At 42.2% G+C, this 22,283-nt stretch carries 24 protein-coding genes; 8 read left to right on the forward strand and 16 right to left on the reverse strand.

Features of this window, described 5'->3' with window-relative positions:
- On the forward strand, window positions 1-684 hold a 684-nt coding region (locus tag ACH0QE_RS05070; protein WP_415799602.1), incomplete at its 5' end, for a vanadium-dependent haloperoxidase.
- A 633-nt stretch (window positions 685-1,317) separates the two neighbouring features.
- Here the strand turns inward: ACH0QE_RS05070 and ACH0QE_RS05075 are convergent.
- The 3 genes from ACH0QE_RS05075 to proB form a co-directional block, all read right to left on the reverse strand.
- Window positions 1,318-1,596 (reverse strand): hypothetical protein, encoded by a 279-nt coding sequence (locus ACH0QE_RS05075; RefSeq protein ID WP_415799603.1) that lies wholly within the window; start codon window positions 1,594-1,596, stop codon window positions 1,318-1,320.
- 605 nt (window positions 1,597-2,201) lie between these two features.
- Window positions 2,202-3,470, reverse strand: a complete 1,269-nt coding sequence (locus ACH0QE_RS05080; protein WP_415799604.1) for a glutamate-5-semialdehyde dehydrogenase — start codon at window positions 3,468-3,470, stop codon at window positions 2,202-2,204.
- A gap of 18 nt (window positions 3,471-3,488) precedes the next feature.
- Window positions 3,489-4,613, reverse strand: a complete 1,125-nt coding sequence (gene proB, locus ACH0QE_RS05085) for a glutamate 5-kinase (RefSeq protein WP_415799605.1) — start codon at window positions 4,611-4,613, stop codon at window positions 3,489-3,491.
- 520 nt (window positions 4,614-5,133) lie between these two features.
- On the opposite strand from proB, the gene ACH0QE_RS05090 reads away from it, so the two are divergent.
- A complete protein-coding gene (locus ACH0QE_RS05090; RefSeq protein WP_415799606.1) occupies window positions 5,134-6,828 on the forward strand; it encodes a methyl-accepting chemotaxis protein in 1,695 nt (564 codons plus the stop codon).
- Window positions 6,829-7,032: 204 nt separating this feature from the next.
- Window positions 7,033-7,209 (forward strand): hypothetical protein, encoded by a 177-nt coding sequence (locus ACH0QE_RS05095; protein WP_415799607.1) that lies wholly within the window; start codon window positions 7,033-7,035, stop codon window positions 7,207-7,209.
- A gap of 80 nt (window positions 7,210-7,289) precedes the next feature.
- Here ACH0QE_RS05095 and ACH0QE_RS05100 read toward each other — a convergent pair whose 3' ends face one another.
- From ACH0QE_RS05100 to ACH0QE_RS05135, 8 genes are all read right to left on the reverse strand, one after another.
- Window positions 7,290-7,988, reverse strand: coding sequence for a SurA N-terminal domain-containing protein (locus ACH0QE_RS05100; protein ID WP_415799608.1), 699 nt, complete (start codon window positions 7,986-7,988; stop codon window positions 7,290-7,292).
- Window positions 7,989-8,192: 204 nt separating this feature from the next.
- Window positions 8,193-8,696: a GNAT family N-acetyltransferase gene (locus ACH0QE_RS05105; protein WP_415799609.1), complete on the reverse strand. Its 504-nt coding sequence runs from the start codon at window positions 8,694-8,696 to the stop codon at window positions 8,193-8,195.
- Between the two features lie 131 nt (window positions 8,697-8,827).
- Complete coding sequence (locus ACH0QE_RS05110) at window positions 8,828-9,784, reverse strand: SDR family NAD(P)-dependent oxidoreductase (RefSeq protein ID WP_415799610.1); 957 nt, start codon at window positions 9,782-9,784, stop codon at window positions 8,828-8,830.
- Between the two features lie 165 nt (window positions 9,785-9,949).
- Window positions 9,950-10,252, reverse strand: a complete 303-nt coding sequence (locus ACH0QE_RS05115; protein ID WP_213371667.1) for an EthD family reductase — start codon at window positions 10,250-10,252, stop codon at window positions 9,950-9,952.
- Window positions 10,253-10,387: 135 nt separating this feature from the next.
- The gene (locus ACH0QE_RS05120) at window positions 10,388-10,696 is read right to left on the reverse strand and encodes a hypothetical protein (protein ID WP_415799611.1); all 309 of its coding nucleotides are present in this window, start codon (window positions 10,694-10,696) and stop codon (window positions 10,388-10,390) included.
- Window positions 10,697-11,167: 471 nt separating this feature from the next.
- Window positions 11,168-11,875 (reverse strand): hypothetical protein, encoded by a 708-nt coding sequence (locus ACH0QE_RS05125; RefSeq protein WP_415799613.1) that lies wholly within the window; start codon window positions 11,873-11,875, stop codon window positions 11,168-11,170.
- A 140-nt stretch (window positions 11,876-12,015) separates the two neighbouring features.
- The gene (locus ACH0QE_RS05130; protein WP_415799615.1) at window positions 12,016-12,297 is read right to left on the reverse strand and encodes a hypothetical protein; all 282 of its coding nucleotides are present in this window, start codon (window positions 12,295-12,297) and stop codon (window positions 12,016-12,018) included.
- Window positions 12,298-12,414: 117 nt separating this feature from the next.
- Window positions 12,415-13,128, reverse strand: a complete 714-nt coding sequence (locus ACH0QE_RS05135) for a toast rack family protein (protein WP_415799616.1) — start codon at window positions 13,126-13,128, stop codon at window positions 12,415-12,417.
- A 231-nt stretch (window positions 13,129-13,359) separates the two neighbouring features.
- On the opposite strand from ACH0QE_RS05135, the gene ACH0QE_RS05140 reads away from it, so the two are divergent.
- Window positions 13,360-13,887 carry a GNAT family N-acetyltransferase gene (locus ACH0QE_RS05140; RefSeq protein WP_415799617.1) on the forward strand — a complete coding sequence of 176 codons (528 nt, stop codon included), beginning with the start codon at window positions 13,360-13,362 and terminating at the stop codon, window positions 13,885-13,887.
- Between the two features lie 541 nt (window positions 13,888-14,428).
- Here ACH0QE_RS05140 and ACH0QE_RS05145 read toward each other — a convergent pair.
- Window positions 14,429-15,622 carry a TolB family protein gene (locus ACH0QE_RS05145; RefSeq protein WP_415799667.1) on the reverse strand — a complete coding sequence of 398 codons (1,194 nt, stop codon included), beginning with the start codon at window positions 15,620-15,622 and terminating at the stop codon, window positions 14,429-14,431.
- Between the two features lie 195 nt (window positions 15,623-15,817).
- Between ACH0QE_RS05145 and ACH0QE_RS05150 the strand changes: the two genes are divergently transcribed.
- From ACH0QE_RS05150 to ACH0QE_RS05160, 3 genes are all read left to right on the forward strand, one after another.
- On the forward strand, window positions 15,818-16,366 hold the full coding sequence (locus tag ACH0QE_RS05150) for a carbohydrate kinase family protein (RefSeq protein ID WP_415799618.1): 549 nt from the start codon (window positions 15,818-15,820) through the stop codon (window positions 16,364-16,366).
- A gap of 20 nt (window positions 16,367-16,386) precedes the next feature.
- Window positions 16,387-16,701, forward strand: a complete 315-nt coding sequence (locus tag ACH0QE_RS05155; protein WP_415799619.1) for a PfkB family carbohydrate kinase — start codon at window positions 16,387-16,389, stop codon at window positions 16,699-16,701.
- A 968-nt stretch (window positions 16,702-17,669) separates the two neighbouring features.
- Window positions 17,670-18,065, forward strand: coding sequence for a VOC family protein (locus ACH0QE_RS05160; protein ID WP_415799620.1), 396 nt, complete (start codon window positions 17,670-17,672; stop codon window positions 18,063-18,065).
- Window positions 18,066-18,185: 120 nt separating this feature from the next.
- Here ACH0QE_RS05160 and ACH0QE_RS05165 read toward each other — a convergent pair whose 3' ends face one another.
- From ACH0QE_RS05165 to ACH0QE_RS05175, 3 genes are all read right to left on the reverse strand, one after another.
- Entirely contained in the window at window positions 18,186-18,737 is a 552-nt protein-coding gene (locus tag ACH0QE_RS05165; RefSeq protein ID WP_415799621.1) for a hypothetical protein, read from the reverse strand.
- Between the two features lie 48 nt (window positions 18,738-18,785).
- Window positions 18,786-20,837: a DUF4179 domain-containing protein gene (locus tag ACH0QE_RS05170; RefSeq protein WP_415799622.1), complete on the reverse strand. Its 2,052-nt coding sequence runs from the start codon at window positions 20,835-20,837 to the stop codon at window positions 18,786-18,788.
- Between the two features lie 138 nt (window positions 20,838-20,975).
- Entirely contained in the window at window positions 20,976-21,182 is a 207-nt protein-coding gene (locus ACH0QE_RS05175) for a hypothetical protein (RefSeq protein WP_415799623.1), read from the reverse strand.
- A gap of 165 nt (window positions 21,183-21,347) precedes the next feature.
- On the opposite strand from ACH0QE_RS05175, the gene ACH0QE_RS05180 reads away from it, so the two are divergent.
- Entirely contained in the window at window positions 21,348-21,854 is a 507-nt protein-coding gene (locus ACH0QE_RS05180) for a hypothetical protein (RefSeq protein WP_415799624.1), read from the forward strand.
- A gap of 46 nt (window positions 21,855-21,900) precedes the next feature.
- Here the strand turns inward: ACH0QE_RS05180 and ACH0QE_RS05185 are convergent, their stop codons facing one another.
- The gene (locus ACH0QE_RS05185) at window positions 21,901-22,164 is read right to left on the reverse strand and encodes a hypothetical protein (RefSeq protein ID WP_415799625.1); all 264 of its coding nucleotides are present in this window, start codon (window positions 22,162-22,164) and stop codon (window positions 21,901-21,903) included.
- Window positions 22,165-22,283 lie beyond the last annotated feature (119 nt).

The following is a 22,283-nucleotide window of genomic DNA, read 5'->3' on the forward strand; positions in this document are numbered from 1 at the left end:
TTTGGAAATGAAGCTATTGATCCTGCTAATCCATACCTGGATTCAACAACAGAAGGCGGATTTGTAACCTTTGGTGCTGCCCACATTCTTGATCTGGTATCCAAGGTAGCCTCCGTAGCGTTAAAAGCTGCATGGTGTCAAAAGTTCTTGATTCATCGCAGGCTTAGGCCGGAGGAATTCGGAGGACGCATCCACAATCATCTAACTGGTAAAGCCAGTTATCCATTCCACCATGAAGCATTAGAGTCTCAGGCCCTTCGTCAAACTTTCAAACAGTTTGGTACTCACCTGCTTCCTATGGCCTACCCAGAGGGCTGCCCGACACACCCAGCCTATCCTGCGGGACACGCTTGCATTGCCGGCGCAGGAATCACCGTACTAAAAGCTTTTTTCAATGAAGCCTTTATCATTCCAAACCCCGTAGAAGCAAAAACTGACGGACTGTCTTTAAAGCCTTACAAAGGCACTCCTCTGACAATCGGAGGAGAATTAAATAAACTGGCCTCCAACATTGCCCTTGGCAGGGATACTGCCGGTGTTCATTGGCGTTCTGATGGAATAGAGGGCCTTAAACTGGGAGAATCGGTCGCACTCGCTATTCTCAAAGACTATAGGAAAACCTATAATGAAAGTTTTGCCAGATTTTCCCTTACTAAATTTGACGGCACTAGTATAACTATTTGATTTATTATTTAAGAAGTAAAGGATCTTCCTTTACTTCTTTTGTTCAGGGACCACCGCATCCATTCTTGGACGAAATACCTAAAAGAAGAGACACAGGGACGGTTCTTTCGTCTCCTCAGATAAGCGATAGAGCCAAATGAGAAGCATTTTGCCTGCGTGAGTCCCTGTCGTAAAAGTTCCTGAGATATGTCTGTGTCTCTATGTATTTTATTTACTTTTGAAAAAATAGGAGTGAAGGATCAGCGCGACAAGGTATTCTGGTTTTGCTTCTTGTACTTCTAATACTTGTACATTGCTGATGATATGGTTCCGTTTCATTGTGCCGAGCAGCACTTTGTCTTGGGTTAGTGAAATGGTTGATGTGATCGTCATTGCTGAAGAAACAAAAGTAGTGTCAGGAAATCTAAACTTAATGCATTCAATTAGTTTCAGTGCATTTTTCAGATTTACTTGTGTTTGGGCTTGACCAACGAGGTTTCCATTTTTATAGATCTTCCATTGATCCTGTTGGGTGAACCATTTTTCTCGATACCATTGTACATCGTATACATCATTGTCGATTTCAATTTCTATTGAAAGATACCAGTTAAAACCAAAAAGATCACCAAAGATATATTTCCATTTCTGCTGAAATTACCGTTTTATGTATCCTCTTTTAGCTTTCCCTTTAAAAAGAGGTTTCTGAACGGGTAATGATTTTTGGATATTGTAAAATGACCAGCCTTCGATATTTTTCGGCTGATAAGCACGCTCTTTTTCTGCGAACCTTTTACTGAGCAAATAAATAGAAAGTGAGCCTACTGGAAGCAGTAAAATCATCGTAAACATCAGTGGCTCAAATGCCTCAAATATAATATACCGAGCAAGAGTTGTAAGCAATAACAAAACAAAGAGAAATAATAGTTCAATCATTAAAGTCACCTCTAATGATTTACGATACACTCCTTTAAAAGTTTCAACTTATTAAGACACGGGACGGTTCTGCTTCCTACTTTTTTACATTTGCCGAGACTCTTGAACCGCTTTAGTCTCGATACTGGTTAATTGTACCCTTATGTGGCCTTCTCCCTTCTCATAAGGGTACCTTTTCGGGTTAATCGTACCCTTATGTAGCCTTATCCCTTCTCATAAGGGTACCTTTTCAGGCTAATCGTACCCTTATGTAGCCTTGTCCCTTCGCATAAGGGTACCTTTTCGGGCTAATCGTACCCTTATGTAGCCTTGTCCCTTCGCATAAGGGTACCTTTTCGGGGTAATCGTACCCTTATGCAGCCTTTCTCCTTCGCATAAGGGGACCTTTTCGAGCTTATCGTACCCTTCTTATGTGGCCTTCTTCCTTCTCATAAGGGTACCTTTTCGGGGTAATCGTACCCTTATGCAGCCATTCTCCTTCGCATAAGGGTACCTTTTCCAACGAATCTTGCCCTTTCAACACTTTCCTACATCAAAAGAAGGCCCTCCCCATCAAAAATGATAAGGAAAGCCTTCTTTTTACTTCTATATCAATAGATAATGTATTATCGAACCAATCCATCCCCAACCATTACATACTTCCTCGTAGTCAGCGCCGGCAATCCCATTGGCCCTCTGGCATGAAGCTTCTGTGTAGAAATCCCGATTTCTGCACCAAATCCTAACGCTCCTCCATCTGTGAATCTAGTGGATGCGTTATGATACAGCGCTGCGGCATCTACTAGCTGAAGGAACTTCTTAGCGTTCTCAGCATTTTCAGTAATGATGGCTTCTGAGTGTTTTGTGCCGTACTGGTCGATGTGGTCAATGGCCTCGTCGATGTTGCCGACTACCTTTACAGCGATATCGAGACTCAGGTATTCGTCAGCCCAGTCGGTTTCGGTCGCTGGCACTACGTTTGGAAGTACTGCCGCTGCTGCTTCGTCTCCATGCACAGTGATGCCGTTCTCTTGGAATGCAGCAGCAAGCTGCTCTTTGTTTTTCTCAAGCCATGCTTGATGAACAATGAGTGTCTCTGCCGCGTTGCAGACTGCCGGGCGGTCTGTTTTGGCGTTGATCATGATGTTGAGTGCTTTTTCGGTGTCGGCTTCTTCGTCGACATACAGGTGGCAGTTGCCTACTCCGGTTTCTAGCACTGGAACCGTAGCGTTCTCAACGACTGCCTTGATCAACGCTCCGCCTCCGCGCGGGATCAGGACGTCGATGTGCTCTTTCATCGTGAACAGCTGCTGTGTTGCTTCGCGGTCTGCTGTGGCGATGAACTGGATGGCTTCTTTTGGCACCTTTGTGTTTTCGAGTGCCTGGTGCATGATGTCGACGATGGCTTTGTTAGAGGAGAGTGCGGAGGATCCGCCTTTCAAAATGATGGCGTTTCCTGATTTGAGTGCAAGTCCTGCTGCATCGACAGTTACATTCGGGCGCGCTTCGTAAATCATGCCGATGACGCCTAGCGGAACGCGGATTTCTTTTACATTGAGTCCGTTTTCCAGTGTCCAGTCTGAAAGGACGTCCCCGACTGGATCTGCATGCTCAGCGACCTGGCGAAGTCCTTCAGCAAAGTCTGCGATTCGCTCGCGACTAAGTGCCAGGCGATCCATGAATGCGTCCTCGAAGCCTTTTTCCTTCCCGTTCATTAGATCCTTTTCGTTCTCAGTTAAAATCGCTTCATAATTTTTATCCAAAGCGTCTGCCAGGATAAGCAGGGCTTCATTTTTTTCCTCCGTAGATAGGATGCTTAGCTTCTTAGCTGCCTTTTTTGCTGCGATTGCTTGCTCTTCTACTGTCGTTGTTTGAGTCATTGTCAATGTCATCAAAACGCCTCCTGTAAATTTTTAGACTGATACCGGCATTGCAAAATCACGTGAACAGACAAATGTGTCCTGTTCGATTGCTTCTTTTCGTTCACATTCGTCTTCAATAAGTGTCTCTTCCAATTTTCCGCTAGAGTAATTGATTCTTCCCAGGCCAATCTCTTCCCCGTTTTCATCCATCACTCTGACGACAGCTCCTTTGCTGAATCTTCCTTTTACCTGAAGGATGTCTGATGGGAGGATGTTTTTCCGATCCTCGATCACTGCCGTCCTTGATTCAGGGCTGATGATCACTTCGCCCTCAGGTCCGGAATGGAATGCGATCCATTGCTGGTTGTTGTCGAGGTTGAAGCCTTCAGGATCCTGGTTGAAATACGTTCCTTTTGCACTTCCGTTCACCGCTTTTACCAGGATATCCATGCTGTCGGCCTTCCCTAAAAACGAATCGATACCGGATGCCATCGCAATTTTTACAGCGGAGATTTTCGATTTCATCCCGCCCGTACCAACTGCACTTCCGGAGCCGCCTGCTGCTGCTTCGATTTCAGGAGTGATTTCATGGACCTTATCAAGCAACTTAGCGTCTGGGTTGTTGTTCGGATTATCGTCATACAATCCGTCGATATCGGAAAGGATGATCAGCTGGTCCGCCTCAATCAACGCGGCCACTTTCGCTGACAATGTGTCATTGTCGCCGAAACGCAGGCGGTCAACCGTAACCGTGTCATTTTCATTGATGATTGGGATGATCCCTCTCTCCAACAAGACGTTCAATGTATTTTTCATGTTGTTGTAGCGATTTTCATTTGCGAAATCGCTTCTCGTGATTAAAATCTGGGAAGCGACATACCCATGAGATAAAAACAGTTCTGAATAAGATTCCATTAACAGGCCCTGGCCAATCGAAGCGGCAGCCTGTTTTTCCGGCAATGAAGTCGGTCGCTGAATGCAGCCAAGCTTGCGGTACCCAGCAGCCACAGCGCCAGATGAAACAACCGCTGTTTCATAGCCTGCATCCTTCAAGGCCACAATCTGGTTCGCCAGGTTCTCCAGCTTACGGCGGCTGATTTCCCCATGCATACTTGTCAGCGAACTGCTGCCAATCTTAATTACAACTCTTTTTATCTTCTTATCTTGCTCTAACATCCAATACCTCCTTGTGAATCCGGCTGAAACAGCAGAAACAATCACTCATTCAAAAAGTGTTCGTATACCGTTCGTCTTTTGCCAACGTTATTAATGGTAACATCCTCAAGTTTGGTTTCAAGGGATATGGGGGCATTCGTGAGCATATGGCCGAGATAGTGAATGGAAGCGGTAACATTTTGAAGATATGGGCCATTTAATGAGGCTCATCAAGGATGAGGATGTCTCAGGGGGAAATATGGAAGTATATCGGAAGTGTGGAGACAAGCCCACCACTGCTTTTCATTATAATTGCCGTTCTAGGAGCAAAATCTATGTGAAGGAAAGCTCTCAGTTTGTCTTCATTCACCACGTTATCCAATTCTGCCAACCTCATAGAAACCGACGTAAACTCGATAAAGCAGGACTGGTCCCTACCCTTCCATAAATAGAAAAAGTAACCTTACAAAACCTTAACAGTCAATTTACAAAGTCTCTGTATACTGAATTTAATAGGTCGATAGTATCATAATTGGAGGTAATGATTTTGAAGTTTACAACCAGGCTTTCATCTTTCACCCTGGGCACCCGCCTGCTGCTCTTATTCATCTCTCTTCTGATGGTTTCAGTTGTCACCGTGGGTGTCAGCTCGTATATGAAGGCGAGGAATATGGCTGTGGAAACGGTCGAGCACCGCCTTGAAAGAGAAGCACAATTAATAGGATACATAGCAGAGAATTTGAAATTTGTTTATATCAGTGACGAAGAATACTTCAGACAGCAGCTGGAAGCTAATGTACGCTCACAGCAGAAAAAGCTTAAGGATGATGGAATTGCTTCTGATTTCTTCTATATTAGCGACGGAAAAGCTGCTCCCTTCAACGCAAGTAAAAAGTCAGAGTATAACTTTTCTGACAGCCAGATTGAATCCATCCAACAGTCCAAGAACGGGGTGATCCATTCCGAATTCAATGGACAAGACTATACGATTGCTTTTAATGAAATGAAAGAAATCAACGGAATTTATGTCATCGTGATCCCGACCAGTACATATATGGGGCCTGTTAATGAAATGGCCTATTTTACAATCGTTGTCATCTTGATCAGTCTATTAGCTTCGACGCTTATGATCAGCCTGTTTGTCAAAAAACTGACGAAGCCTTTGAACGAGCTTAGAAACACAATGAAAAAGGTACGTGATGGGCATCTTCAAAGTGCTCCTGACATAGATACCTCTATTCCGGAAATCAACTCATTGCAAAAAAGCTACAACAGCATGATTGAGCAGATGATGAAAATGGTTACTGAACTGACTGCAACGACGAAAGAGTTAGGCAATACCGGCAATGAGCTGAAGGATTCTTCTCAAAGCTCACTGGCAAGCAGTCAGCAGCTCGTCGCGGCAATCCATCTCGTCAAAACAGGAGCACAACAAACCGCAGCCAGCTCAGAGACAAGTGTTCGAAGTTTTACAGATATGAAGGATATGATTGAAGCCATGGCAACGAACATGGACAGTGTGTTCAGCAGTTCGGCAACAATGAATGCATCAGCTGTGAATGGCGAAAAAACCCTGGGCGAATTAATCTCAATGATTCACTCTTTTGAAACGGACTTCAAACAATTAGCCAATACAGTGCATCAGGTAAAAGAATATTCGCATTCGATTACGAAGCTTGTTGGCATGGTAAAGGCGATTGCCGACCAGACAAAACTGCTCGCGCTCAATGCCTCGATTGAAGCAGCCCGTGCCGGGGAAGCTGGGAAAGGCTTTGCTGTTGTCGCAAATGAAGTCGGCAGTCTCGCCGAACAATCTGCGAAAACGGCTGAGGAAATAACCTCGGCGATCGGTAAAATGGAGGAGATTACAATCGGAGCAACAGCAGAATTTGATGAGATGCACTCAAAAATCAAAACAAACCTATCAATGGCAAGCAGCTCACAAACTTCCTTCGATGAACTAATGAAAGGGATTTCCGTCGTGAGCTCCAAGCTCCACTCCATGCAAGGTGAACTGGAAAACCTTGAAAACACACTCCCGCAATTATCTGAAAGAGCCGACAGCTTCCTGTCCGTTTCACAGGAAACCCTGGCAAGCGCTGAAGAAATGCTTCTAGCAAGCGAGGTTCAAGTCGAACAGATGGAAGCCACCGATGCAATCGGTATAAAGCTGAATAGCCTTGCTAAGTCATTATCCGATATTACCAGCCAGTTCAGCCTTGGAGGTAAAGCCTGATCCAATGAGATCAGGTTTTTCTTTTTCCAAAACGGGGGCAAAAATAGCCTAGCATGCAAGTTTACTCAGCAACCAATGGATAACAGCGGATCCTTCGCTATCGGTTAATTCTTCTTAAAAAAGTCTTAATAAATCACCTGCATCTTCTTAATATCCTCCATTTATTCTAGTATTAATGTTTTTAATCTAAAGGAGGATTCACATATGAAAAGCAATCTTTCTACAGAAGAACAAGTGAAATTAAAACATTTGAAGTTACAATTAATGAATGCCGAAAACCAAGACGAGCGCCATTCCATTCTGAAAGATATTGAACAATTGCTCAACAAAGCGAAGTATCGGAATAGATTTATGTCGACATTAAAGGAGAACGATAGTTAAAAGGGGATAGACAAATGTCCATCCCCTTTACCTTACGCTTTATTTCAAGATCTTTAGTTTATACAACATAGGAAAGCTTCCTACGCCTTAATGATTTCAATCTTATCTTCATTCTCTTTGCGGAGATCTTCAATCAACTTGCTGATTTTTTCATTTTCTTTTTCAGAGATAACCTGCTGCTCGAGTTGTGGTTTGATCTTCTCTAATTCTTCGGGCTCTTGCTCTTGGGCTTTTGCTAGCTCTTTATATTGGTCATATCTGGCCTGGATTTCTTCGTCGGTTACTTCTAGCTTGCCGATCTTACTGTCCAGATACTTATTGACCGTCATTTGCTTTTTCAGCTGGGCCTTGAGCTCTTTCTCAGTCATTTCGTTCTTTTTCAGTGCTTCTTCAAACTGTTTTTCATCTTCGAAGTTGGTTTTGATTTTTTCCAGCTCTGCATCGATTTCTTTATCTTCAATCGAGATGCCGTCCTTCTCAGCTATCTGGAGAAGCAGCTCTGCATTGATCATTTGATCCAGAACCGACTTTTCGAGTTCTTTCTTCTGCTTGCTGTCCATCTGATCTGCCGGCATGCCCTGCTGTTCATAAGTTGCTTTCATGACGTCCAGCTCTTTCTCATAATCCTTTTTTGAAATCCCTTTTCCATCTACTGTCGCAACCAAATCTTCTTTATTTTCTTTCTCAGTATTCCCTTTTGAGCTATCATTGCTGCATGCGCCAAGCACAAGGACAGCCACGCTCAATAAAAGAATTCCTGTTAAAATGCGCTTCATCATAAAAAAACTCCCCTTTCACTTAACTTGTCCGTCATATTATCACATTCTTCGGACTAAAAGGGAAGTTTTTAAGGAATTGTTATCAGATTGAAATATATTTGGTACTTGAAATTCAATCACAGAAAAACTATATTAGCCAATCAGCCACTAAAAGGGAGAGAAATCCGATCTCAACGGTTCAATGTAACAAATGATTATCCAAAATTAATGATTCCCCACTATCCTGCTTCTTCTTTCCAATATGATCGTATCACGCCATACCCCATCCATCTTTCCGATCCGCTCCCGCCTTCCCATTTCCCGGAAGCCATGGTTTTTATGTAATTTAATACTTCCTTCGTTTTCAGGAAATATGCTAGATTGCAAGGTCCAAAAGCCATTTTGCTCACTTATTTCGATCAAAGATCTTAACAGCAAGCTGCCAAACCCTTTTCCATTATGTTTTTGACTGACATACACACTAACTTCTCCAACACCTGCGTACACACTCCTGCCTGATACAGGACTCAACGCAGCCCAACCCACAACTTCTCCATCTAAACGCGCAACAATCCGACATTCCCTATTATGACCGAGATCCCATTCCTCCCAGGAAGGTGACTCCTTTTGGAAAGTGGCATGTCCAGTAGCAATACCCTCAAGGTAGATTGCTCGAACCACTTCCCAATCATCTGAATGCATTTTGACTATGTTAATAGAACCTTTCATATTGTCCACCTGGTCTTTCTTGATAAATAGTATCGATTTTTTAAGCAATCCTCGCTAGATTTAAAGAATGAAAGCTCCCCAGTCAGCACTTCTTTTTCATTCTAAAGCGTAGGGACGTACCCTTTGCTTCCCTATACCCTGCTTAAAGAATCGCTCGTCAGGCTGACACACAGATCCCACACCTTCTGGATATTCTCTTTATTTTCAGCGTATTTAGGATAAACATTTTGATCCATTAGTTGCTTGATATCCTGTGCCAGTCCGGCGGAATAATGTGATGGCTCCATCACCTTCCTTTTATCGTTGATGAATTTGCCTGTCACGTTTTTGAACTCTTCGAAAGTGCATATGCGGAAATAGGTGTCGGCCATTGTTTCACGGGGTGCGCTGAATACATTCTGAATCCTTGCCGCGAATTTCCAGCCTGACTGAAATTTTTCAATGGTTTCTTTCGATAGTTTAATAGCCGAAATTTGCACGGCATTGACGCTAATCCGGTGTTTTTTCAATTCTTCGGCCATTTTAAATGTCATCAGCAACAAGGCCATTTTGGTATCTCCATACATTTTATAGGCGTTGAATGTCCTTTCGCCTTTGAACTCTCCCTGGAGGTTGTCGAACTCAATTTTCCTTTTTGGATCGAAAAAATGCCTGATATTGGTCGTGCAGGCGTGAAGGACTCGAGCATCGTCGGATTTTTCAAGCATCCCAACCATTTGCCTGGTGAGCAGGAACGGACCCACTGTATTCGTGGCAAAAGAAAGCTCGATGCCATCCTGGCTTAGCAAATAGTTTTTCTCCCCATGATTTAAATAAGCCGCATTGTGAATCAGGATGTCCAGTTTGGGATATTTGTCTTTGAGCAATGTGGAAAATTGGTGGATGGATTTGAATGAAGAGATGTCTAGCTGCAGTAAATCAATATGCGGATTCTTGGTCGCTTCAATTATTTCCTGTTGGGCAATTTTGCTTCTCTCAAGGTTGCGGCAAGCCATTACGACGGTGTACCCCTCATTGCCAAACTTGATGGCCGCCGCCTTGCCAATACCAGAATTCGCTCCTGTAATTAACACGATTTTATCGTTCATAAGAACCTCCTATGTAAAAAGGATCACTCTCTTTATAATAACTTATATTCGCATTAATGAGATTCGATGGCAGAAATATTATCCAATCCGTTATAAAGAGAGAAAAAAAGAAGCACAGGGTCGTACCCGCGCTTCCAAAGGGAACCTACCCTTGCTTCCAATAGCTTAATCCACAATCGCCACTACTGGGGGCTTATTAAGATAGGCTACTAGATTTTTTACATCTCCCTGCACTTCCTGGAATTCTGGCGTTGCCAGCGCCTGTGTCAAAACTTCCGGACTTTCAAACTGCAGTTCAGCAATCAAGTACAATTTTTCATCAGTATACATGGATTGTAGTACACGATGAACCTCTGCACCTTTTAGATTTGGCACTTTCTGGACAAGCGGAATATGAACCTCATGGTAGTGCTTTTCAAAACCTTCTTGGTCTTTCGGTTGGTCATAAGTAACAATGATTTTCGCCATCTTCATCCCCCTTAGGAAAAATCAGCCTACAATCATATTATAAAGAACGAAATATTCTCATTAAAGAAATATCCTTCGACAAAATCCTGGGGAAACAGGGGACTGTTCTGCAAGTCCTTCCAAGATCACGCCGCTTTACTGATCTCTATCATCTGTGAATATTTTGAGTCCCCCGAATATAAACACGATCGGAATGATCACTAATACTAATCGAAGCACATAGATTTCCAGGATGAGACTTACGACAGCAAAAGGGATTGCAACCATTGAAGTAATCGATACGAACCTTGTATAGCGGATAGCTTTATTCGATATTTCCGGTTCCTCTTTATACATCCAGCGACTCCCAAACAGGATACTTTCTTCAGGTTCATAATAAGTCCAAATCAACAAGCCATAGATCGGGACCATAATAACCACGGTAAAAAAAATCGTTGCAGCCACAATGCACCCCCCTAAGAATTCTGCGTTGGACCCTATCTAATGTTACGCTTTTACTCCGAAAAGGTTTCATTCTTCATTTTTGAAAGGCAGTACCGCCCTTGTTTTTTTCTTAATCAAACGTTTGATTAAAAAGGGCTGAAACGGTGCCACTCCTGACTTTTACCCAACAAACGCCCAGAGCCCAATAGCCCTGAACGTTAACACCAAGAATATTTTATATTGTTGTAAACACTCAATTTTACCAATGGGTTCTTTTTTCTGGTCAAATCTTAACCATCTGTTGATAGCTGTCCGTCACAAATTTACTCGCTGCCTAAAGGAAATAAAGGATACTCCCATCGATGGGTACATTCCTCCAGCATATAATATCCGCGTTCTTCATCGGGCACGATGCGGGTGCATTGTTGGCGTGGAATCGGCCCCTTGTCCCCTTCGCTTGTTACCTCTATCCAGTTCTCGTCTGCTGTCTCGTCATACCGTGTGACCAGTTGGTCCATTTACATGGATTGTGTAGCCGTTCTCTCGCTTCTTGGTCTTTTCCATAAAAGCCTCGATCTCCGCAATAATCTCTTTCTCACTGCTTGCCGATTCGGATTCCTTACTTCTTGCCAATTCGGTATCCTCACTTCTTGGCAATTCATAATCACCAAGATGCACTTCTTTCATCCCCTGCCAGGCAGGAAAACGAATCGTATTTTCCGTGATCCACTCAGCACTTTCCATGCCCAGAATTCCTTCTGCATCCAGTCCAGGATGTTCCGTACCTTGAATAACCATTTTAATCGATTGATCATCAAGAAGCTTTCCGACTAAACCAAATCTTGTTTTGTAAAAGTTGTACTGGTATGTCGTTTCTCCTAATGAAAAGTGGCGGTATTCAATGACGACAGATTGCTTGTTCCATGGCGAATCAATCTTCGTGTAACTATAATCCCAGAGCAAAACCATAAAACTATGAACCAGCAATAATGGTAAAATCACAGTCATACCAGCGATCGTCCACCTTTTTCTAAACCTGGTTGAACGATAAGCGAGTACAGCTAACACCAAAAAATTCCCCGCTAATGGAATGATATAACCCGTTGGCTTTATGAATAGAAAGAAGTAACCTGCCAAATGCATGATGACAAGCAATAAGTCCATGCCACATAGCAGCAATAATACCTTTTTAGTGTCCATCGATTTTATACCCCATTTTCTATCTACTGCTGTTTACTATTCCTGTTCCACTAAAAGGCTTTAATCAACCAAAACTCCAAAACTAACTATCTGTAAAAAATCTTGTTCTCGACCTATAATTGCTCCACTTTTAGAAAGGCTCATATAAAAAATCCGCTAATAATAGTATAAGTAATTATCCCCAAGAAAAGTATCGGCGGCAATGCACTAATGATCAACCCAAACCTCGCACCTCTTTTAGTAAAAGAGAGAACAGCACCAGCTAACCATATTAAAATAAACACAAGGAATCCAGGGTCAACAAAATAGTCATCACCAAAGTTTTCACCAATTGCCCCTGCTGCCATAAAAATACTGATCGGTATTGTAATAGCGCCCATTAAGACCAGATGAATGATTCTAAATATCTTAAATCTCAACATTATCCCTCCTCACATAAACTTTACCATAAAAATCCAAAAGAATGTCAAAGGGACGGATCCGCAGTACCACAATTCTTTACGAATTATGAAATGCTGAAACCGTCCCTTTTAACCAATTTATTTTTCCGTTTTAAATGTTACTTCGCCGACACCTAAGTCTGCATCCAGATCAATCTTTACTTTTGCATCTTCGTAGGCTTCATTTACATAAACGCCATCTCCTTTTGAAATTAAGTTTTCAAAGGAAGAGGAGCCTATGCCTTTTTGCGAGCGTACTCTTACTCCTGTATCTTTTGGAAGAATAACGGTCATCTTCCCTACTCCCGATGAAATACGGACATCAAAGCTTTCTTTCCAATCTCCTCCGAGATCCACGGTTATTTCACCAACACCTGCGTTCACTTCAAGGTTGGAAAGCTGAATTCCTTTCAAGTCAAGATTGGTGTCCGATGCCCCTGCATTTACGACAAGGTCCACTGGAGCATCTTCGCTGATTTTCAGATCCCATTCATTCTTCATCTTTCCAAGTTTAAAATGATCTGGCTGGGAGATATCCACCTTACCGACTTTCCCGCTAAGATCATATGAGACTTCAGGTTTCATTTTTTCAGGTTCATAGATTGCATTACCATTCACCCATTCATCTGCACCGCCCGCAACATCCATTTTCCCGGCACCAAAATTCAAAACAACCTCAAGCTCTTTTGCTTTATCCTTCTCAACAACGATTTCATCATCACTTTCGTTATTAGCAAGAATGGTGTTATTACATCCTGACAGTATTAAAACAGCCGATAATGCCGCCAAACCAAAACACATCACTTTTTTCATTATATTTCGCCTCCAATTGATTATAAATTAATCATAAGGCACTCCCCCGCTTCATTTAACCGGCTGGGGCTTTAACTTGTAATCAGTCTTGAGACCTATACATGGAATATTCAACCATTTTCAAGAGTCACTACATCAATTAGCCTTCAGGATGCGGGTTTTTGGTTATCAAGTAATGATGGATTACGATATAATTCCATTAATAACCCTATTAAGAAAGGAAGTTGACTGATGCCAATCCATTATGAGCTTATTCCTGATAATCAGATTAGCCTGGTAAAACATCTTTGCAATGAGTTGATGATCTACCAAAAATCACTAGCCACTATTCGCCCGGAGCTCTTTGATGGCATGAGCTTTGAAACGAGGATGGTTCCCTCGGTTAAAAACGCGACGGAGAATCATATCATTGCCGCGATGGATGGCGATGAAATCGTCGGATACGTGTATAGCAATGTTTCCCCGAAAGAAGTTTATTCAAATGAATTTGCCACTTTTTTTGATATGGATTCCGTAAAAGGGAATGATGTCGGCTGCCTTTCGCAGTTCTATATAAAAGAAGGCTACCGCAGCATGGGCATCGGGTCTGTCCTGTTTGAAAAATCAAAGGAATGGCTAGATTCGCTGGATAATATTCACGACCAGTTCATCTATGTATCCAACGGGAATGATGCCGCCCTGAACTTTTACAAAAGTAAAGGCTTTAAAATAAGCCATCAAATTCTGGATGGATTCATTACGGTTCTTAGAAATACATAATGAAAGATAACAGTACCCTTATGTGATGTCATACAGCTGCATAAGGGTATCTTTCTTCGGTAATCGTACCCTTATGTAACCCCGAACAACTGCATAAGGGGATCTTTCTTCGGTTATCGTACCCTTATGTGGGCTCAAACGGCTGCATAAGGGGATCTTTCATCGGTATTCGTACCCTTATGTGGGCTCAAACGGCTGCATAAGGGGATTTTTCTTCGAGAATAGTACCCTTATGTGACCTCAAACGACTTCATAAGGGTATCGTTCTTCGGTTTTCGTACCCTTATGTGACCTTAAACGGCTGCATAAGGGTATCGTTCTTCCGGAATCGTACCCTTATGTGGATTCAAACGACTTCATAAGGGTATCGTTCTTCGGTTTCCGTACCCTTATGTGACCTCAAACGGCTGTATAAGGGTATCGTTCTTCGGTTTTCGTACCCTTATGTGACCTCAAACGGCTGCATAAGGGGATCGTTCTTCGGTCTGCATTCCGTAGAGGAATTCTCCCTTGACGCTTACTCCTGACAATTCCCTCCCTGTCATGGCTTTTCTTTTACAATGAAAAACACCGGAGCAGAATCAGCATTCTTAATCCATTTATACTCTTCCCCGCTCAATCCTTCCTTCACCCACACATCGCCCTGCACATCATTTGGATTCTTCCGAAACCAGGCAAGATGATGGCCAGCCATTTGAGGATCTATATCAAGTTCATTCTTTTTTGGAAAAGTGATTTGTTTTTGCTCCTCCGTTTTAATATTGATTGCATAGAGTGCCGTGTACATCGTTGGGACTGGCCCTTCTGTCCATTCCTTGTTTTCTTTTGCACGGGCGACGATTACTTGATTCTGCGAGTACCATTCCAAATCAAGGTCTACGAAACCCATGGGTGTGTATTCCTTCTGTTCTTTAAAAATCGGTATGTCAGCAATTTTGGTTTTCTTGTTTTCAACGAAAAATCTCCCCTCACCTGAAATATAGGCCAGCTGGTTGGAGGATGGTGCCCACTTGAACCAGTCTTTGTACCCCAGCATTTTCCCTACTGCCTGAAACTGTTCTCCTTGATTTGTCAGGACACATAAGGTTTGGCTATCCATCGACCAGGAAGCCGTAGGAATCAGAATGAAACTGACCCATTTCCCATCATGACTCCACTTAAAATAGTCAGCATCAATACCAAACAAGTCTGGTTCTTGTGTTTGGATGGTATAAAACTTCTTCATTTTATCGCTTGAAAGATTCGCATTGACCGGAACCTTATAAAGCGGGACTGGTCCCCATCCGGTAGGACGCAAACTGGATTGCGAGGAAACAATGAAAACTTCGCCATTCGGGAACCATTCAAACCCGCTTACCCCTAGTGCAACATTCTCGAAACCCTGCGGCCGGCCACCCTTCACTTTGGTCACGTTCAGTAAACCATGATCTGTGTAGGCTAATTGATTTTTTACCGGTGACCATTTAAAGTCAGAGGTCTCAACCCTTACATAAGGCTGGTAGCTTTCTTTTGCATTCGTATCATAAATGAATAAATCCGATTTTTCTCCTTGTTCGTCCCCATCGATATAAGCAATAAAACGGCCATCATATGACCATTTCGGAGAATACACATACCGCCCTTTTGTAATTTGCGTTTCCTGTTCCCCTGTTTTGATCCATAGCTGATGATCCCGGATAAACGCAGCCGTGAGCGGGGATTCGGCACTAACTGCCATTGGTAAAAGAAAATTCATGATAATTAGCAGGACAATCAATCGACTCTTCAAAAAACATCCCTCCTGATTGTAGGATGTCCTGATGTTTAATGAAGATTCTTTTTTTGAGAGCAGCTTAGAGTTTCTTTTCCCTGCTTCCCAAGCAGCTGAAATAGCTGTTAAAATATTCGTAAAATATGTAGTTTATATATGAAGTTTGAAAGGAGCCACATATTGAAAAAACAGGGGATTACATCACTGGGCGAAGTAATTGTTGATTTTATTGCAACAGATTCCTCCAACACAGCGTTCCAGCGATTATTAGGAGGAGCTACTGTTAATGTAGCAGTTGGAGTCAGCAGACATGGCATTGCCTCGTATTATTTATGCAAATTAGGAAGGGATGAAACGAGTACATTTGTAGAGGGAAAATTAAAGAAGGAGGATGTTGATCTTTCCTTTTGTTCCTATCATCCAGATAAAAGAATCTGCTCGGTTTATATTCACTTGAATCAGCATGGAGAACGCTATTTTCATGCGTATGTTAATGAAACTCCTGATAAGTGGATTACCTCGGAGGAACTTGATAAAAAGCCGTTCGTGAATAGTAAAATCTTTTACTTTGGGTCCGGCACTCTTTTTCATCCAATCGCAAGGAAAACGACTGAGCAAGCTCTTCAATATGCCAAAGAAGAGAATATGCTAATGGCCTTTGATACGAATATTCGCCTGAAAAGATGGGAAGCGAGAATCAGTGCCGAGAAACGATTCTATCTTTTGTAAAACAGGCAGATATCGTAAAAATGACTGAGGATGAATTGCTGTTTTTAACCGAAAATAAAGGTTTGGAACACCTAACAAAAATGGAGATCCCCTTCCTTTTTATCACAAAAGGAAAGGAAGGCGCTTACGCCATTCATAATAATATGATGGTGCACGTTCCCGGAATTACGGTTAAAGCAGTGGACACAACAGGTGCCGGCGACGCATTCATGGCCGCCCTTCTATCCTGTTTTCATGACAGAGGGATTCCTAAAAACGAAGCTGAATTGATGGATTATACCGAGTTTGCCAATAAAGCCGGAGCGAGATCCGCCACTAAGTTGGGAGCTTTATAAAAGAAAAAGGGACGGTTTTCCCGTCCCAAAAAGTTATATTTCCAGGACACCAGAATCATCCCTAGTCCCATCTTATCCAAGCTGGAAAAAATCAACGAAAATTTTCAAGTCGCCAATAAAAATTGATTTTCGCCAATAAATAGCTCATTATCGCCAATAAAATTAATTTTCCGCCAATAAATCTTGAAAATCGCCAATAAACAAAGCAGGCAAGTAGATTCCAAATTACAGATTTAAATATTTTGATGAAAAGTTAAATATATCGACCACATTTTGCAATTTATCGGCGGATTTTCAATTATATCGACCACATTTTAAGATATATCGACCACTTTTTGCAATATATCGACCAACTCATGGAAAGTTAAAATCCTGAATCAAAACCGCTCATTTGAAGTGACGTATTTTTAAAGTAGTCCGTAAAAAAACGAAATTGCCTAGGTTCACGGACTAGAACGGGGGCTTCTCCCCTCACAATTCTTTTTCACCCGTTTAAATAGAGGTATACAATCAGGAAGATGACTAGTCCAATCATGAAGATTGAACCAAGACTTGCACTATACACCACATAAACTTTTGTGTGGAGAATGACATGAACAATTAGAACTAAAAGCAGACAAACGAGCAAAAAGATGAATAATTGTAAATTCTTATTCCTATTCAAAAGATCAGCACCTTATAGTTCCAATTTCGAAAACAGTAGTTGTCCATATACACTTATTCTTTATATATTTTTTCTTTACGGATTTTATTCATGATTTCCTTCAACGATGTCGTTCTAATGCGCAGTATATTTGTACTGCTTAGCAAGTGCCCAAGTTCTCCAACAAAGGTTATTCTCTAGCACATGGCATTTATGTATAAACCATCAATTTAATACCATAATGAAGAAGGAGTGCCCAACAGTTATGTAGAAAATACATACAAGATGATGTGTTTACTATGTTTTTTATCATTAGGAGGTAATCATGGGTAGATTAGTACATTTCGAAATACATGTAGATAACATGGACCGTGCTAAAACGTTTTATGGTGAAGTATTTGGATGGGCATTTGAAGATTGGAGCGAATTTGCTGGTATGCCGTATTTTGGGGCAGTTACTGGCGGTGAAGATGAGCCTGGAATCAACGGTGCTTTAATGCAACGTCAAGGTCCTCCTCCAGAATCAAACCAGGCTTTGAATGGTTATGCATGTACAATGGGAGTAGAAGATTACGATGCGACTGAAACAAAAATTCTTAATAATGGCGGCGTAGTAGCATTGCCAAAATATGCTCTGCCTGGCATGGCATGGCAGGGGTATTATAAAGATCCAGAAGGAAATATATTTGGCATTCATCAACCAGATGTAAATGCAAAATAGAGTACTTCCGATAAGCAAAGGCACTTTATCGTGCCTTTGCTTATTTCATTATTTTCACAAACCCGTATCGCCAATAAAATAAGGGATACCAAATCATTGCGATTTGATATCCCTTTTCCATCATCCAATTCTTGTGGCTTTGTCTTTTTTCGGCCAGATGAAGTAACTCGCTGTTATCGCGGTATCAATGGCGAGAACAAATCCCCAAATTTTCAAGACAGCGAATAGGCTCTCCGTCCTTGCAGGGTCTTTGATCAGGAAAATGATCAGTCCGAGCATGCTGCCGCCTATCAGGAACGCTGCGTAATGGCGAAGAAGGTTCTTCCTTTCGTTTTGTGAAAATTCCCTTCCCCTCAAATGTTCAGGCTTTTCACCTTTCCTTAAAATATAATATTGGAAACGCGAATCCGCCCAGCTGATCATACTTTTTCCATAGGCAACCGACACGCCTATATAAATGGCTGCAATACCGTGTGCAATGGTCGCCGTTGCCCCGGTGTAAAGGTCATAACTAGTAAGAGCCAGCAGCAGCAGATCAATCACCGGTGTCAAAGCAAAGAAAAAGATGCTGAGCTTGTTTTTCTTAAAAATATACCGGGTTGTCAGTCCAAGAATAATGACAACCCAAAACGCAATTTCACAGGCAACAATCCACCATGCAATAAAATTCAAAGAAACTCCTCCTTATTTAACGGGACAGATGGGTCGGTTCTTCTGTCCTCACTCGTCCTGAGACACCAAAACCGGCCCCAACTCCCAAACTTCATCCAGGTACTGTAGGCTGTTATAACCTGTAATCTGTAGTTTCATGGAGTTATCATCGATGCCTTCTACTCTCATGGTTTGTTCTGTGACGAAATGGCGCGGCTGCTCCAATTTTTCATAGTCGATTGGCCCTTTATGCGGATCATATTCGACGCCGTTTTTGTCTACCAGCACTCCTTTGGAATCCATTTGTGTGATGTCAGGCTGTTGACCCTTTTCGTCCACAAAATTAATATGAAGTGATTCATAATCCCGATTTTCCAGGTCATCATTACGTATAATCACCTCGGTAGACTGACCCGCTTTGGTTTTATCGATCCAGAGAGTACTGCCTGCATACTCGATTGTCTGCGGGAATGTCTCATTTCCGCTAAGTTCGATGCTTTTATGATCTACAATCGATAAATAGATCGAGTCTAATTGGGCCTTGAAATCTTTGACTTTCTCACCATAAAGCGGGCCGAAATAGGCTTGGAAACCAGTCCATGCACCGTCCAGCTGGTAATCCATAAAGTGGCTGCCATATCGTTCTGCCTCCACTTTTTTATTATTCACTTCCAGCGATTTAAAATTGAGGAAATCGATTCGCTTCTCCAGCTTTTCTGTATTGATGCCAAATTGTAAAAAAGTTGCGGTTGGAGCAACGATCAATTTTTCCAGTCTGACGGCGACACCCTCGATTTCTCTTTGTTCATTGATTTCGTACTCCGTGGAAGGCTGTTTGGTTACCGGGAACTCGAAGCTCCAGTATCCGTTTTTATATTCACCAGCGCTAAAGCCAAATGATAGTCCAGCTTCGTTAGCCAATTCCTGGATCTTGGTGATCCTCAGTTTGATTAGACCTTGCTCTTCTTCAAGCGGTCGTAGCGCAATCTTTCCATAAAAAACATTTTTATCACCTTTGTTCATTTCCGCCTCGACATCAGGAAAAGAATAGCGCGGATAGGTGTCGCGTTTCATAATGTCATATTCGTTCTCAACAGTCACCCCATCCTCAAAGTTCATGAAATATTGCTTGTCTTCCTTCATATCATGAATTTCATAGAATACAAGCGTCTGGATGTCATCCGCCACCACGCCCTTGATTTTCACCTTCACTCCGTTGCTTTCCGCTTCCAAATTCAGCCTCTGGCCAAAGCCCTCCTGGAGAAATCCCCGCAAATGTACGTCGTCTTCCGTCCATGCATAATAGATTTTTGGAAACGCACCAGTAATTAAGCCGATCGCCACGATGAAGGCAAAAGCACTCGCAAAACCAAGCGCCCATTTTTTGCGTTTTTTATTCTTCCGCTTTCTATGCTCCTTCTTATCTGCCAATCTCTTTTTTACGTTTTCCATTAGTTGAGGGTGCACACTCAGGTCATTGCCCTCCTCAACATGATTTAATCTCGTCATTGCGACTTCCTGGAAGCTTGCCAAATCCTCCTGACAATCCCTGCAATTGTAAAGATGAATCTCAAACTCAATCTTCGCCGGACGTTCCATCGTTTTTTCCAGATAATCGACATAATGCATCTGGAATTGCTCACAGCCATGATAGTCGGCCCCATCCATTTGTTTTCTGACCGACTGAGTACCAGAGAACAACAATTCCTTTATTTTTTCAGCCGGAACATCGATGACTTGCGCAGTCTCCTCAAGGGTAAAACCTAATACATATGTAAGAACCAGCGCTTCCTTTTCCAGTTGATTAATTCCAGCAAACACTTTTCGGCGCGGGTCCAATTCCTCTGAATCTTGCAAACTTGAAAGCCCGCGGATGTTTTCAATGAAAATAGAAGTGACCCACATTTTGAACGACAGATTCCCTTTATACCAGGGAAACTCCTTATGCACCTTCACAATCGACCTGTAAAAAAGCTCCTCCATCTGCTGCTGATTTTGAACAAAATGCCAGCCAAAACTATAGAAATATTCCTTATGCCCATCAAACCAATCCACGACAGACTGTACGCCATTCTCTTGAATTGCCGTAATCGAAATTGGCTCCATTTTTTCCAGGATCATCTATGACTTCCCCCTTTGGGACAGAGGGCCGTTCACCCGTCTCCCCAAATTACAAATTCCCTCTATTCCTGCGACACCAGAACCGTCCCCATGTCTCAACTATTAGAATAATCAGTTATTTTTAACGAGATTGTTCCCTTAAGAACAACATGCCATTACTTTCTTCAAATCCTTCTCGCGGACCCAAATCTCGCCTTCTCTGATTTCATACTTTATCCCTGCTTTATCCAGAAGTTGAATTTGGTTATCTGTCCTGTCGGTCCAGTAGGCATACGGTTCCTTCGTATTGCAAGCTGTTAAAAAAATCAGCAGACTAAAGCTTAAGGTTAAGGTTAGCTTCTTCATCAAAACTCTCATTCCTAACTACTTATTGTTACTTCAACGATACCACAAAATAGCAGACAGAGACATAGTTGAAAGAGCCCGGAGCACTATTTTAAAAGGCAGCTTCCGATGTAACCCTTGCATTTCAAAACATTGTTCACCGAGGAGCTCAGCTGCGTCCATCGGATGATGAATTGCTCCAATTCAATTGAAGGAACTTTTTCCGTATCCCAGGGGACCATCTGGTTTGCGCTTGTCATCAGCTCCATTAGCATCCTGGTTTACGGCTTATTCTTATTCAAAGTAATGCCGAAATTCTTTCAATCTAAATGGAGTTATGTTTTATTTACCGGAACCTTTCTCGCTATAACTGGATCAATGGTAGCATTCATGTTTTGGTACAAATCACAGGAATTCGAAGCCATCTTCGTTGCAACGCCAGCGCAAAACAACCTGATCATTGTCCTGTGTGCCGTCATTTTCATCGGTGCAGCTCTCTACACCAAAACCTGGTTCACGGTACTGATTCCTTTATTCCTCTCCATGGGTCCCATTGCAACAAGATTCGTACCAGAAGAAGCAAACAATGACCCGCTGTACATCACGATCACCATCCTTGTCTTTTTACTGGCATCAGCTGTAGCCATCGCCATCTTTATTTTTCAGAGCAAGAAAGATCAAAAAAAGATTTAAAGTCTTAAAAAGGAGCTCAACTAAGTTGAACTCCTTTTGTTTGCTATCAAACCTCGTGGTCAGGATAAATCAATTCATTGTCCACAAAAATCCTGCACTCTACCGTTATAGCACCGCCGAGGCTCACCTTAATATACTGGTTTACACCTTCATTGTTTTTGATTACCCCATTTAAAGTGGCTCGGTCAAAGGCAAACCCAAGATTCTGATCCTGTAATTTGCCGTCCACCAAAAGCTTTTCCCCATTAAACCACGTATTCTCCACAATTATCTGATGGCCTCTGTATGTAGTTTCAAATACTTTTTTCATAATCCATCCTCCTATCCCTTGATATATATACGGATAGGGTCACTGGAAGTTCCATGAAAAATTGGTTGTACTTGGGTTTATCTAAACTGGAAAAAATCATCGAAAATTTCCAAGTCGCC

It is taken from the genome of Mesobacillus sp., from assembly GCF_047739415.1.
GTDB lineage: Bacteria > Bacillota > Bacilli > Bacillales > Cytobacillaceae > Mesobacillus.

Bases quoted from the DNA above. Each gene is read 5' to 3' on its own strand.
- ACH0QE_RS05075 (WP_415799603.1), bottom strand. From the start codon at position 1,596: ATGATTGAACTATTATTTCTCTTTGTTTTGTTATTGCTTACAACTCTT.
- ACH0QE_RS05095 (WP_415799607.1), top strand. From the start codon at position 7,033: ATGAAAAGCAATCTTTCTACAGAAGAACAAGTGAAATTAAAACATTTG.
- ACH0QE_RS05185 (WP_415799625.1), bottom strand. From the start codon at position 22,164: ATGAAAAAAGTATTTGAAACTACATACAGAGGCCATCAGATAATTGTG.
- proB (WP_415799605.1), bottom strand. From the start codon at position 4,613: ATGTTAGAGCAAGATAAGAAGATAAAAAGAGTTGTAATTAAGATTGGC.
- ACH0QE_RS05135 (WP_415799616.1), bottom strand. From the start codon at position 13,128: ATGAAAAAAGTGATGTGTTTTGGTTTGGCGGCATTATCGGCTGTTTTA.
- ACH0QE_RS05130 (WP_415799615.1), bottom strand. From the start codon at position 12,297: ATGTTGAGATTTAAGATATTTAGAATCATTCATCTGGTCTTAATGGGC.
- ACH0QE_RS05110 (WP_415799610.1), bottom strand. From the start codon at position 9,784: ATGAACGATAAAATCGTGTTAATTACAGGAGCGAATTCTGGTATTGGC.
- ACH0QE_RS05155 (WP_415799619.1), top strand. From the start codon at position 16,387: ATGACTGAGGATGAATTGCTGTTTTTAACCGAAAATAAAGGTTTGGAA.
- ACH0QE_RS05105 (WP_415799609.1), bottom strand. From the start codon at position 8,696: ATGAAAGGTTCTATTAACATAGTCAAAATGCATTCAGATGATTGGGAA.
- ACH0QE_RS05125 (WP_415799613.1), bottom strand. From the start codon at position 11,875: ATGGACACTAAAAAGGTATTATTGCTGCTATGTGGCATGGACTTATTG.
- ACH0QE_RS05175 (WP_415799623.1), bottom strand. From the start codon at position 21,182: ATGAAGAAGCTAACCTTAACCTTAAGCTTTAGTCTGCTGATTTTTTTA.
- ACH0QE_RS05160 (WP_415799620.1), top strand. From the start codon at position 17,670: ATGGGTAGATTAGTACATTTCGAAATACATGTAGATAACATGGACCGT.
- ACH0QE_RS05115 (WP_213371667.1), bottom strand. From the start codon at position 10,252: ATGGCGAAAATCATTGTTACTTATGACCAACCGAAAGACCAAGAAGGT.
- ACH0QE_RS05090 (WP_415799606.1), top strand. From the start codon at position 5,134: ATGATTTTGAAGTTTACAACCAGGCTTTCATCTTTCACCCTGGGCACC.
- ACH0QE_RS05100 (WP_415799608.1), bottom strand. From the start codon at position 7,988: ATGATGAAGCGCATTTTAACAGGAATTCTTTTATTGAGCGTGGCTGTC.
- ACH0QE_RS05145 (WP_415799667.1), bottom strand. From the start codon at position 15,622: ATGAATTTTCTTTTACCAATGGCAGTTAGTGCCGAATCCCCGCTCACG.
- ACH0QE_RS05140 (WP_415799617.1), top strand. From the start codon at position 13,360: ATGCCAATCCATTATGAGCTTATTCCTGATAATCAGATTAGCCTGGTA.
- ACH0QE_RS05170 (WP_415799622.1), bottom strand. From the start codon at position 20,837: ATGATCCTGGAAAAAATGGAGCCAATTTCGATTACGGCAATTCAAGAG.
- ACH0QE_RS05180 (WP_415799624.1), top strand. From the start codon at position 21,348: ATGATGAATTGCTCCAATTCAATTGAAGGAACTTTTTCCGTATCCCAG.